The sequence below is a fragment of the Microcoleus vaginatus FACHB-2002 genome (genome assembly GCF_040004035.1).
In the GTDB taxonomy this organism is placed as follows: domain Bacteria; phylum Cyanobacteriota; class Cyanobacteriia; order Cyanobacteriales; family Microcoleaceae; genus Microcoleus; species Microcoleus vaginatus_C.
This window is the reverse complement of sequence record NZ_JAMPLN010000005.1, coordinates 132,669-144,622: the sequence shown is the minus strand read 5'-3', so window position 1 is coordinate 144,622 and position 11,954 is coordinate 132,669. Positions and strand designations below refer to the sequence as shown.

The 11,954-nt window shown below is 46.2% G+C and carries 10 protein-coding genes; 4 read left to right on the top strand and 6 right to left on the bottom strand.

Annotated elements, in window-relative coordinates:
• The first annotated feature begins 131 nt into the window (after positions 1–131).
• On the top strand, positions 132–1,532 hold the full coding sequence (locus NDI35_RS06490; RefSeq protein ID WP_445312000.1) for a gluconeogenesis factor YvcK family protein: 1,401 nt from the start codon (positions 132–134) through the stop codon (positions 1,530–1,532).
• Between the two features lie 127 nt (positions 1,533–1,659).
• The gene (gene tsaE / locus NDI35_RS06485) at positions 1,660–2,103 is read left to right on the top strand and encodes a tRNA (adenosine(37)-N6)-threonylcarbamoyltransferase complex ATPase subunit type 1 TsaE (RefSeq protein ID WP_445311999.1); all 444 of its coding nucleotides are present in this window, start codon (positions 1,660–1,662) and stop codon (positions 2,101–2,103) included.
• Positions 2,104–2,260: 157 nt separating this feature from the next.
• Here tsaE and NDI35_RS06480 read toward each other — a convergent pair whose 3' ends face one another.
• The 3 genes from NDI35_RS06480 to NDI35_RS06470 all read right to left on the bottom strand — a co-directional run bounded on the left by NDI35_RS06480 (position 2,261) and on the right by NDI35_RS06470 (position 4,322).
• On the bottom strand, positions 2,261–2,593 hold the full coding sequence (locus NDI35_RS06480) for a DUF5615 family PIN-like protein (RefSeq protein ID WP_445311998.1): 333 nt from the start codon (positions 2,591–2,593) through the stop codon (positions 2,261–2,263).
• A 3-nt stretch (positions 2,594–2,596) separates the two neighbouring features.
• Positions 2,597–2,938 carry a DUF433 domain-containing protein gene (locus NDI35_RS06475; protein WP_445311997.1) on the bottom strand — a complete coding sequence of 114 codons (342 nt, stop codon included), beginning with the start codon at positions 2,936–2,938 and terminating at the stop codon, positions 2,597–2,599.
• A gap of 61 nt (positions 2,939–2,999) precedes the next feature.
• Entirely contained in the window at positions 3,000–4,322 is a 1,323-nt protein-coding gene (locus NDI35_RS06470; protein ID WP_445311996.1) for a dihydroorotase, read from the bottom strand.
• A gap of 89 nt (positions 4,323–4,411) precedes the next feature.
• On the opposite strand from NDI35_RS06470, the gene lepB reads away from it, so the two are divergent.
• Positions 4,412–5,020: a signal peptidase I gene (gene lepB / locus NDI35_RS06465; protein ID WP_445311995.1), complete on the top strand. Its 609-nt coding sequence runs from the start codon at positions 4,412–4,414 to the stop codon at positions 5,018–5,020.
• Positions 5,021–5,212: 192 nt separating this feature from the next.
• Here the strand turns inward: lepB and NDI35_RS06460 are convergent, their stop codons facing one another.
• From NDI35_RS06460 to NDI35_RS06450, 3 genes are all read right to left on the bottom strand, one after another.
• The gene (locus NDI35_RS06460; RefSeq protein ID WP_445311994.1) at positions 5,213–6,748 is read right to left on the bottom strand and encodes a peptide ligase PGM1-related protein; all 1,536 of its coding nucleotides are present in this window, start codon (positions 6,746–6,748) and stop codon (positions 5,213–5,215) included.
• A 147-nt stretch (positions 6,749–6,895) separates the two neighbouring features.
• Entirely contained in the window at positions 6,896–8,221 is a 1,326-nt protein-coding gene (locus tag NDI35_RS06455; RefSeq protein WP_445311993.1) for an RNA-guided endonuclease InsQ/TnpB family protein, read from the bottom strand.
• A gap of 493 nt (positions 8,222–8,714) precedes the next feature.
• Entirely contained in the window at positions 8,715–10,331 is a 1,617-nt protein-coding gene (locus NDI35_RS06450; RefSeq protein ID WP_445311992.1) for a glycosyltransferase family 39 protein, read from the bottom strand.
• 318 nt (positions 10,332–10,649) lie between these two features.
• On the opposite strand from NDI35_RS06450, the gene recA reads away from it, so the two are divergent.
• Positions 10,650–11,786, top strand: coding sequence for a recombinase RecA (gene recA / locus NDI35_RS06445; RefSeq protein ID WP_445311991.1), 1,137 nt, complete (start codon positions 10,650–10,652; stop codon positions 11,784–11,786).
• Positions 11,787–11,954: the final 168 nt, after the last annotated feature.

Sequence of the window (11,954 nt, the reverse complement as noted above, 5' to 3'; positions counted from 1 at the left end):
ATCAGTCTACCTAATGACTCATGACTCATGACTAATCACCAATTACTTAAATTGACTGCCAGAATCAAAACTCTCTTGTATTGTAAATTTGTCAGCTCGAGCTGTTCCAATACCCTTAAGACTAATTAACCATGTCAATTAGTTCACTTCCTAAAGCCCTCCGCGTCTTGGCTAAAGCCAAGCAGGTTTTTGCCCAATCCAGAAATCCTTACCCCCCTTCTTTGCGGAACGGGCGAGTTCACCAGTGGTTTAAGTGGTTAGCCCCCGGACTGTTAGTGAAACGGTGGCTGCTGATTAGTGCTAGCGGCGTGGTACTTGCCACTTTGGGTTTAGCGATTTGGACTGGGATGACTCCCATTTTCTTCTTATTGCAATTGTTGAGAAATTTTTTGGCGTGGATTGCGGAAGTTGTTCCTAATTACGTGTCGGGGCCGATCATCATTGCTGGCGGGATTTTGTTAATTCTGTGGGGACAAACTCGCAGTTTGAACTCTATTACCCAAGTGCTGATGCCCGAAGGCAACGAGGAACTGGTCGATCGACTCCTCAACCACCGCCGCTTGCACCGCGGCCCGAAAATTGTGGCACTTGGGGGCGGTACGGGCCTTTCTAATTTGCTCAGGGGATTGAAGGATTACAGCGCCAAAATCACTGCTATTGTCACGGTGGCGGATGATGGGGGGTCTTCCGGGCGGCTTCGGCGGGAAATTGGGGTATTGCCGCCGGGAGACATTCGCAATTGTTTGGCTGCTTTGGCAGATGAGGAAAAGTTATTGACTGAGTTATTTCAATATCGTTTCCGGGCTGGTGACGGTTTGGTGGGTCACAGTTTTGGGAATTTGTTTTTGACGGCGATGAGCGATATTGCTGGAGATTTGGAACAGGCGATCGCGGCGAGTTCTAAAGTTTTAGCAGTGAGGGGAGAGGTGCTGCCGGCTACTCTGAGCGATGTTTCTTTGTGGGCAGAACTCGCTGACGGCCGCAGGATTGAGGGGGAGTCCAGCATTACAAAAGCTAACGGGCAAATCCTCAAAATAGGCTGTAATCCTGCTAACCCTCCGGCATTACCTAGGGCTGTGGAAGGTCTTCGGGAAGCGGATTTTATTATTATTGGGCCGGGGAGTCTTTATACGAGTGTCATTCCGAATTTGTTGGTGCCGGAAATTGCTGATGCGATCGCCAACAGCGAAGTTCCGCGCATTTATGTGTGCAATATTATGACTCAGCCGGGGGAAACTGACGGATACAGTGTTGCAGACCACATTCGGGCGATCGACCGCGCTTGCGGCCGGCCGCTGTTCGATGCTGTAGTAGTTCAAGGCAAAGTCCCTTCTGCAAAGGCTTTGATCCGCTATTCTCAGGAGGATTCTTATCCGGTTGTACTCGATCGAGAAGCCGTAACGCAATTGGGGCGGCGAGTTGTCATCGCCAATGTCATGGATGAAGATGAAAATACGGGTTTAATTCGCCACAATTCGCAAAGGTTGGCGGGGATGTTGCTGCGTTGGTACGGCCGCGCGCAGAACATTTAAGCTGCTGACTGTTAACTGTTGACTGTTGACTGTTGACTAATATTATTGGTTATTGGTTATTGGCCGCCGCCAGCGAGTAACAAATAACAAATAACAAATGACTAATGACTAATGACTAATTATTGAAATGAAAACTTTGCTTCCCGATTCTGAGGCTACGCGCAAGTTTGGTGTTGCGTTAGGTCGATCGCTCCCCCCAGGCACTGTAATCTTATTACAAGGAGATTTAGGTGCGGGCAAAACTACCTTGGTTCAAGGCATCGCTGAAGGCTTAGGAATCTCCGACTCGATCGAAAGTCCTACTTTCACGCTAATTAACGAGTATTTTACAGGGCGAGTTCCGCTGTATCATCTAGATTTGTATCGACTGGAACCCGAAGAAGCCGAGGCTTTGCACTTAGAAAGTTATTGGGACGGGTTAGAAAGGGATTTGGGAATTGTGGCGATCGAATGGGCGGAAAGATTGCAGTACAAACCAGAAAATTATTTGCAAATTTCTTTAAGTTATCTAGATACCGGGCGGCAAATTGAAGTAATTGGTAATGGCGGCTTATTGGATTGGCAATTATAAATTTGAGAAAAGGCGATTTAATTTAGATGTTGCACCCTTCTCACTCAGCCTTTTCTGAACAGGCTTTCCGGCCTGTTCCACAAGAAGAAAATTCACTCTTTGTGGAACAGGCCGGAAAGCCTGTTAAGAGAGAATGGTGTAACATCTCAGCGCGTACTTACTGCGGACGGTTAACACGAATCAATTTGCCTCTCAAAGTTTCTTCATCAGCAATAGCATCATTGATGCGTGTTGCCAACCTTTCTAGATTTTTATCGTCTGTACACACGATAATACCAGCATGATTTGGTTGTTGAGCGTGCAAGCGAATGAAATGCCGACGATTTTGCGTCATAACCGGCCGATCGTTATTCACAGCAAAAGCTAATACTTCGGGGTCATCATCTCCGGCATTTCCTGCCTCTTGAATAGTCAGGGCATCGTGACCTAAATTTCGCAGCAAAGCCACAACAGGAAACGGGAACTGTTCATCTGCATAGAGACGTGCCATAAATTATACTTCCTGCATCATTGCTGCTGCTTCTTCTCGGAGTGCTGTTTCAATTTCTTCGGAGTTAGCCTCAGCATAAGTCCAGACATTTACTAAGTTTGCAGCATTCAACTGGGGATAAAATTGTAGAAGTTCAGCATCACTTGAACCTTGACGGCGCAAACTCACGAACAGCCAAACGGGAAGTCTAGTTTTGGCAATGCAAGCATCGCCGCCACACACGTCGGGAGTTTTGGTAATTCCTGGCCAGCTATTACTTAAACTTTGGGTTAAAAGCCGGATGGCTTCAGCTTTCTCAGTAGGAGTTAAGGCCAGGAGTTGTGTTTCTAGTTCTTGAAGAAGCATGGGTAAAATCGCCTTTGCGATGCAGGAATACCCAATTATAACACTTGAGTTAAAGTCATGCTTACTCAGCGTCAAATGTCAAGGCTTCTCCCCTCACTTTTGTATTCAATTTACCATTCTCAAAAACAACTTTTCCTCCAACAACAGTCACAACTGGCCATCCAGTCAAACTCCAACCTTCAAAGGAACTCCAGCCGCACTTGCTCGCCATCTCTGCTCCGACCACCGGGCGGTAGTTCTCCAAATCAACTAAGACTAAATCGGCGTCAAAACCCGGAGCAATCGCCCCTTTGTTCGGAATCTTATAAGCCTTAGCAACTGCCGACGACATCCAATTAGCAACTTGTGCCACTGTACATCTTCCCTCCACTGCTTGCGTCAGCATCAAAGGCAAAGAAGTTTCGACTCCAGGCATTCCCGACGGCGTATTTGGATATTCTTGAGCTTTTTCTGCTAATGTATGCGGCGCGTGGTCGGTGGCGATAAAATCAATTACGCCGTCGAGTAAAGCTTGCCAAAGTATTTCGTTATCGCGGGGTTCGCGCAAAGGCGGATTCATCTGAGCTAAACTGCCAATTTTTTGATAGGCGCTGGTATTTAACAACAAATGCTGCGGCGTCACTTCTGCTGTCACCCAACTCGGTTTTTCCTGGCGCAAAAACTCAGCTTCATCCCCCGTAGAAAGGTGCAGAATGTGCAGTCGGCGCTGATATTTATTAGAAAGTTTTACTGCTAATTGAGTGGCCAATAAAGCTGCTTGATTGTCTTGAATTTGCGAGTGCACGGCAACATCGGAAATCCCGGCAAATTCCTGACGCCTCTGATTGATTCTAGCTTGGTCTTCTGCGTGCACGGCAATTAGTCGATCGCCTGCAGCAAAAATCGCCTCTAAAGTTGCTTCTCCATCGACCAACAACTGCCCGTGCATCGAACCCATAAACACTTTAATCCCCGGAGTCGGATTCGCATTCAACAAATCCGGCAAATTCTCGGGCGTTGCACCAATAAAAAAGCCGTAATTCACCAAACACTTCTCGGCAGCGCGACTTAGTTTATCATCTAAGGCAGCTTGGGTTGTGGTCAGCGGTCGCGTATTCGGCATTTCCAGAAACGAGGTCACGCCGCCTTTAGCGCAAGCACAGCTAGCGGTAAACAAGTCTTCCTTGTGTTCTAAACCCGGTTCCCGGAAGTGTACCTGGGGATCAATTACTCCGGGTAACAGAGTTAAGCCTTTGGCATCTATTTCTCGATCGCCCGATTCGGCAATTTCTGCAGCAACCTTGACAATTTGGCGATCGCAGATTTGCACATCTCCTACCAAAAACTCACCATTGGGCAAAAGAATGCGAGCGCGACGGATTAACAAACTTGATTGGGGAGTCATAAGATATCATTAATTGAGTAAACAGCGTGCTAGCATGGAAGCATTATTAAGTTTATAATTCGTATCCAGCTCAGTCACTACAATACCCTATGACTCGTCTAGACAAGTCAGCCGACGAAAAACCTCCGCAAGACACCGAAAATCCTTGGATCGAAGGAATTAAGACGATCGGCTTAGCAGCATTTTTAGCCTTTGGTATCCGCACCCTGGTTGCCGAAGCACGCTACATTCCCACCGGCTCGATGCTCCCAACCTTACAAATTAACGATCGATTAATTATAGATAAGGTCAGTTATCGATTCCAAGAGCCCCAGCGAGGAGATATTATTGTATTTATGCCTCCTGACCCGGCTAGTTTGTGCACGGGACAGCCACCACCGATCAAAGATGCCTATATCAAGCGAGTGATCGGACTGCCGGGGGACAATGTGGAAGTCAGAGAGGGAAAAGTTTTTATTAACAAGCAGCCGCTACAGGAAAAATATATTGAAGAAATTCCGCAGTATCCCTACGGGCCTGTAGTTGTAGCTCCAAATTCTTACTTGGTGCTCGGCGACAACCGCAACGCAAGCTGTGACAGTCATTACTGGGGCTTTGTACCCAAGCAAAATATCATCGGTAGGGCAATTGTGCGTTTTTGGCCACTCAACCGCACAGGTTCGATCGACCCCACGCCCCTTTATCCTGCTAAAAATTAGCTCTAGCGAAAGGAAGAAGCAAGAAGCAAGAAGGCAAATTCAATAATAGCAATGGTTTGGGTGATTAAGAACATCCTAATCCTCTTGTCGGTTGCTATACAAAACGCGACGGATATTAGAGCCCCGACTTCTTCAAGAAGCCGGGGATGGGGAGATAAGCTGACTGACTGGATCAAATCTAAAATCTAAAATCTAAAATCTAAAATCGCCTGACGTTTCGCGATCGAGAACTTTCACAACTTTGTTATACATCTCCTCAGCTTCTTGCGGTGAATTGCCGATACTCGTCACTCCCAATTTGCCAAACTCCGACAAACAACCCATTAAATGAAACACACTGCCCGTCTCTGTACCGCTGTCAAAGTGCAGTTGATTGTCAGCAATAATATCCATCAAATCGTTCGGTAATAACCCCCGATAGCGCTCTTTTTTCAAATTGTCCGAAGCGACATAATATTTCGGACGGCCCTGCTGGCTGTAAAATAATCCGTTAGTACGCTCGTACCGACCATTTGTTAACAGCTTCAAAGCCATAAACGGATGAGTTGTGCCTCCTTTCCGCAAGTTAATTTCTATTGCTTGCATATCCCATTTGCCATCGGATTGCTTTACCGCGAGAAAATCTACTCCAAATCTCTCTAAAGCCCCTTTTTCGGCTAAATTTTTCCCAACTTTCCATCCCAATTCTTGCAATGCCAGCCGATAAGATTCGTCGGCCGGAAATTGGCAACCCAAGAAAATTTGACCGTCTGGGCCTCCTAAAATTTGGTCGTGGGTGGAGAGAATTTCTACTTCGCCGCTGGGGACAATTCTGCCTTGAACGCTGGGCGAGAACTTTTCTTCTCCTTCGATAAAAGCTTCGGCAATTGCCCCTAATTCGGGAATGCGGCTGCTAAAATTTTCCCAGGTTTCGCCCGTTGCTTGAAAGCGCAAATTATGGAAGTGATCGCCAATTGCCTTCGCTCTTTCTGCAGGCGCTTTACCTGCGAGGGACTTCAGATCTAAAATTGCATTTCCTTCCCCCGAAAAACCTTCATTTAACTTAATTACGATCCGTTGCAAATGCGGCTGCCGTGCCCACAACTCGGCCGCAGCTTCCGCTAAATCTTCCGCATTCCAAACCAACTCGGAACCATCAGGATAAGGCACGCCACATTCTTTAAAAATTTGCCTGCTACCGCTTTTTGTTCCCCAGTATAACAGGTCGGGATCGCTGGCCCACAAAGGAATCCCCAATTGAACAGATAACTCGCGTTCTAAGGGCGTCGAGTTATAACAAACCATATAAGATTTTGTCGGGCGCACCGCTTGACGAATGCGCTCCATCAAGCGGGGACGATCTAAAATTTTCTGGGTGAGGGATTTGGCAGAAGCATCGTAAGCACTGAATAGCACAAGCCGATCGCGCGCGTGAGAAAATGGAATTCCCGGCAGCAATTGCAGGTAATAATCCACAATCATCGGGTGCAAGGGCTCGGAGGTAATGTAAATTAAGCGCGTGCGTGGATTTCGCAGGCGAATCAATGAAAATAAATGCCGCTCTTCGTAGTGGTAAGCCCCCTCAACTTTCTGCATTTCTTGCTGATCTAAGCTGAGAGAAGGAATGATAATAATGTCACAATCTCCGCTGTCGAATTCTTCGATAGCTCGCCAACGTTCGCGTAATTCGGTCTGAAGAGCGCGAAACTTCTGCGCGGATTCGGAAGATGAATTATTTAACTCTTGCATGGCGTTTTATCCTAAGTATTCAATTGACACTCACTCGGCCTGAAGGCGCGAGGATTCTTGAGGGATTTCTACCTCAATTTCCCTATTTCTAGGGTTCCCAGACTCCTCACGTTTGCTCAAATGAGCGTGAGGATATCTTCTGAGCGTTTAGGCGCGAACGCCCGGTTTCGCGGAGTCCCCGCGTACCAATTTCAAAGCCCGATCGCGAATAGTTTTTGCTGCACCGATATCGGCGTGCTCGTGATATCCGCATTCAGCGCAAATGAACTTTTCGCCGTCTCGATTAGACTTATCGATATGACCGCAGTTCCGACATTCTTGGCTGGAGTGTTTGGGATTAATTTTGATTACGACCTTTCCTTGCTTTGCAGCCAGATACTCGATCTTCAGAACTAAGTCGCCCCAACCCGCGTCAGAGATAAAACGGTTTAAACCTTTCTTTCTTGATTGCCCATTTTTCAGGAATCTACCTGTTTTTTCGTCAACCTTCACTCGACATCGACGCATCATTCCCGAAATATTCAAGTCCTCCAGAGCAATCGCGTCAACGTTACGGAAAACTATTTTATTGGCAACCTTCCAGTGGTAAGCTTGACGCTTATCGCTAATCTTCTGGTGGAAAACTCCTAGTTTCTTAGCTGCTTTCTTGCGGTTTTTACTACCCTTTGTTTTTCGACTAACCCGCCTCTGCCTAATTTTCAGAGTGCGCTTAGCTTTTTTGGTGGTTGAAAACTTGGGATTTTCAATTTGAGTTCCATCTGAGAGATGAACTAATTTTGTAAGTCCCATATCGCAGCCAATTACTTGGACGACATCCTTAAGAGATTTTGCCGTGTAATCGGGGACAGACTTGTTTTCAATGCGGACGGATATGTACCAGCCATTTTGTCGCTTTCTTACTGTACACGCTTTAATGGTAAAGCCGTTGGGAATTGGGCGCGAGTTATAAAAACGCATCCAGCCTAACTTTGGTAAGTAGATTTTACTGCCTTGTATTTTTACCCCCATCACGAAAGTAAAAGAAGTAAAGTTACTGCGGTTTTTGAACTTAGGAAAGCCACGTCCCTCGAAAAAATTTTTATAGGCAGTGTCCAGCCGTTTGACGTTTTGTTGTAGAACTGTCGAATTTATCCCGGCAAACCAGGGTCTAGCTGCTTTTAATTCGGGCAACGCGGTGATTTGAATGTCGCCTGGGTTGCGTCGGGGGTTTTGGATTTTCCCCTCTTTGTCTGTTTTTCCTGTTTTCCAAGGTTCTCCCGTGGCACCGTTTTTACTGACATAACTGGTCAATGGACAGGCTTCACTTTGCGTTCTAATGTCGCAATAGTTACCTTGAATGAACTGTTGACTATATTGAGTGATTCTGTCATTAAGACACCAGTTGAAGTGACTTCGCAACATATCCACCCAATTGGACATTTTTAAGTCTTGTGTTTGATTGGGGCGCAACTTGTATACATAGTTTGTTAACAAGTTTAACTCCTCCTTTTTTGAGCTGTTATTAGTATATAGTGAAATGCTGGCGTGCTTGTATTTTTTATATTTCTTCACCAAAGATGGTTTAATGTTTATACTTTTACTTACAAAGCCGTCCTATAAGGACGGGGTTTTAGACCCATTTCTCTGATAATTATTGCTGATTATGTCAAATGCGTCGGCCCAAATACCTGAGACAACTCACACAGTTTTTTTCGGACGCACCTTGCTGGGAATATTGACAAAAATGCCCAAATAGTGATTTAAGGTGCGTCAGTCTAAATATTTGAGGCAATTCAAACATTTTTTTCTGCCCCCGCCCAAAAACCGATACCGTGCCACCTACTCCTATCGTGAATATCCAAAAATTTTAGACCAAAGTTTAATCTCCCAGATTCATCTGTGGAATAAATCTAAAATCTAAAATCTAAAATCTAAAATCGACTGACGCACCCTACCGGGGACGATCCTCCATTTCTGTCAAGCTGCTCTAAGAAGCTCGCCGCGCTCGAAAAAGTCTGGCATACTGCAAAATTGGCTCCAGGCGGCGTTGATTTTGCTTGAGTGCCGAGATCAATTTTTCCGAAGGGCGGAACACTAGGGGAGCCGAATATTTGTTCAGCATCTCCATATCTGGCGACTGGCTCATCAGCATCAACCGCACGTCTTTGTCGAGCAAATAACTTAGAGAAAGCAAATCTCCCATGTTCGTAAAATCGTTGCCGCGATCGCTAATTACAATTGTATCTTTAATCGACCGATTAGCTATCGCCTCTTTGTTAATAATTTTCGCAACTTCAGCATTAAAATAGCTCAAGTCTTTGCTCCACCAAGTATCAGAAAAAGCGCTAACTGTACAGGAGGCTATACTTGCTGTAAATACCAAGCCTAAAATGACTTGCCAAAACCGCTGCTGAGTTTTCACGTTACTGGCGAGCAAGTAAGCAACTGCTAGCTGCACTCCCGGAAAGCAGGAAATTAGATAACGGCTGACGGCAGAACGTTTGCCACCTAGGATGATATCCGGTAATGCCAGTATCAAAAAAGGTACAAAAATAGATGTTAAAATAAACAGCCAAGTTGAACTGCTAGCCCGGCGGCAGATTTTGTAAATGGCTGCCGCAATTAACAGCAAAAATGGCAATCTCAGCAGATAAGTCCAAATATTATCAAACCCGAAGTCGAAGTCAAAAAATAAGGCTGTAAAGCTGAGCGTCCACAATTTGACAAGATACAGCCAACCGGGAGCTACTCGCGTCCAATCTGTCGTAGCTGATGCCCGTTCCAGGTTGGTTGCCAGCACGTAAATCCAGGGGATATACAAGATTAAAGCTGCTGTTACTGCTAAGAAAAATTGGGAATTAGTGACGTGACCTGGCAATTTTGTTTTTTTGACAAACAACCAGTAAGAGATTATAAAAACTCCGTGTCCAATGAGTGTTAAACTGAAGAAAGGGTGAGTGTAGAAACCAAGGGCGATCGCCAGCGAGTAAAATACCCAATCTTGCCAACCCCGCAACCGCACTGCTCTTAGCAGCAGCCAACTGCTGCCAATAACTGTGGCTGTCAGCAAACTGTACTGCCTTGCTGTCTGAGCAAACAAGATGTCAAAGGGAGATAATGCCAAAAGTGCTGTTGCTAATAACGCCGCCAAATTCGAGGCGAAAAGTTCCTGAGCTAACACGTACATCAAAGGCAACGACAGCAAACTCAATAGTGCTGGCAAACTGCGGGATGCTGTTAGAGAACTGCCAAGTTCCTGCATCCACCAACGAGCCATGAGAAAGTATAAAGGCGGATGCTGCGGGTCTTCTAGTGCTAAAGAACGAATTGTGTCTGCTTCTGTACTTCCCGGTTTAATCCGCTGATATTTTTGCAATTCTGGTGCGGGAACAATCCGGTTTTGGAATAGTTCGTCGTCAATTTCTTGGCGGGTGAAACCAGCGGCGCGGATTGATGTGTAAGCTTCGTCGTGCCAGTACAGTTTGCGATCGATCTCAAAAAACCGAAATCCGATACCAAGTAAAATGCCGATCGCCAATAAGTTCATCAGCCAGCGGGAATTTTTGGTATTAACAGATGTGTCTTGATGCGTTGTAGATCCCATGCTTGTCCTAATTGTGGCGATTCCCTCCGGGATAGCTACGCTTCACGGAATTTGGAACTGTAGATCATCTTAAACCTCACTCCCAGAGCGATCGATACCAACTACATCCCCTAACAGACAATAATTCTACCCTCTGCCGGATGCCGAATACCTTCTAGATCAGAGCCTTCTGAAAGCTGGCTGAGGCCCAAGCCTCCCCAAAATCAAGAATCTTCAGCCAGATCCTCCCAGAACCTCCAGAGCCCAAAAATAACTGCTAACATACGTGTTGTACAGTTAATCAACAAGCTCCGCAAGGGGTCTACCCGCGTACCGCAAATGGCAAAAAAAGAAGCGTCTATAAAAACTTCCACTGAAAACTCAGAAAAGCAAAAAGCCCTAACTTCCGTACTTTCCCAAATCGAGCGCAGCTTTGGCAAAGGGGCGATCGTCCGGTTGGGAGACTCCACTCGCATGAAGGTAGAAACCATTCCCACCGGAGCCCTGACGCTGGACATTGCTTTGGGCGGCGGTTTGCCAAAAGGCCGAGTCATTGAAATTTACGGGCCCGAAAGTTCCGGTAAAACCACTCTAGCCCTCCACGCGATCTCCGAAGTCCAAAAATCCGGCGGTATCGCAGCCTTCGTCGATGCCGAACACGCCCTCGATCCCACCTACGCCTCAGCTTTAGGCGTGGATATTGAAAATCTCTTAGTTTCCCAGCCGGATACCGGCGAAATGGCCCTAGAAATTGTCGATCAACTCGTGCGTTCCGTCGCCGTCGATATCGTAGTAATTGACTCCGTAGCCGCCCTCGTCCCCCGCGCCGAAATCGAAGGCGACATGGGCGACTCCCACATGGGTTTGCAAGCGCGATTGATGAGTCAAGCTTTGCGGAAAATCACCGGCAACATAGGCAAATCCGGCTGTACCGTCATCTTCCTCAACCAATTGCGGCAGAAAATCGGCGTAACTTACGGCAACCCCGAAACCACAACCGGCGGTAATGCACTCAAATTCTACGCCAGCGTGCGGCTTGACATTCGCCGCATTCAAAGCTTGAAAAAAGGTACAGAAGAATACGGCAACCGCACGAAAGTTAAAGTTGCTAAAAATAAAGTTGCTCCGCCTTTCCGTATTGCCGAATTTGACATTGTATTTGGCAAAGGCATTTCTACTTTAGGCTGTCTGACTGACTTGGCCGACGAAATGGGAGTAATTCTGAAAAAAGGTTCTTGGTATAGCTACAACGGAGAGAACATAGCTCAAGGACGAGACAAAGTGATCCAGCACATGGAGAAAAACATCGATTTCAAAAATGAAATTGAGGAGCTAGTTAAAAAGAAACTTGAGACTGGTGCTGTGGTTTCTGCTAATTCTGTCGCTCCTGTTGAGGTAGATGATGTAGATGATGTAGATGATGTAGATGATGTAGATGATGTAGATGATGTAGATGGTTTGGACGAAGAAATCTAAGTTTTTTAGTCCTCAATTATTACTCGTTTACTGATTGTTTACTCGTTTTCCTCGTTACCAGGCTGGAGCGAAAGTAACGCTCAACAGCTACCTAGAGCCTCGAATTTAATTTTCGCTCGCGAGGCTCTTCCTCTAGGTATCAGTTCCCAGGCTCCAGCCATAGAACCA

Bases quoted from the DNA above. Each gene is read 5' to 3' on its own strand.
- NDI35_RS06470 (WP_445311996.1), bottom strand. From the start codon at position 4,322: ATGACTCCCCAATCAAGTTTGTTAATCCGTCGCGCTCGCATTCTTTTG.
- tsaE (WP_445311999.1), top strand. From the start codon at position 1,660: ATGAAAACTTTGCTTCCCGATTCTGAGGCTACGCGCAAGTTTGGTGTT.
- NDI35_RS06460 (WP_445311994.1), bottom strand. From the start codon at position 6,748: ATGCAAGAGTTAAATAATTCATCTTCCGAATCCGCGCAGAAGTTTCGC.
- NDI35_RS06450 (WP_445311992.1), bottom strand. From the start codon at position 10,331: ATGGGATCTACAACGCATCAAGACACATCTGTTAATACCAAAAATTCC.
- NDI35_RS06490 (WP_445312000.1), top strand. From the start codon at position 132: ATGTCAATTAGTTCACTTCCTAAAGCCCTCCGCGTCTTGGCTAAAGCC.
- lepB (WP_445311995.1), top strand. From the start codon at position 4,412: ATGACTCGTCTAGACAAGTCAGCCGACGAAAAACCTCCGCAAGACACC.
- NDI35_RS06480 (WP_445311998.1), bottom strand. From the start codon at position 2,593: ATGGCACGTCTCTATGCAGATGAACAGTTCCCGTTTCCTGTTGTGGCT.
- NDI35_RS06475 (WP_445311997.1), bottom strand. From the start codon at position 2,938: ATGCTTCTTCAAGAACTAGAAACACAACTCCTGGCCTTAACTCCTACT.
- recA (WP_445311991.1), top strand. From the start codon at position 10,650: ATGGCAAAAAAAGAAGCGTCTATAAAAACTTCCACTGAAAACTCAGAA.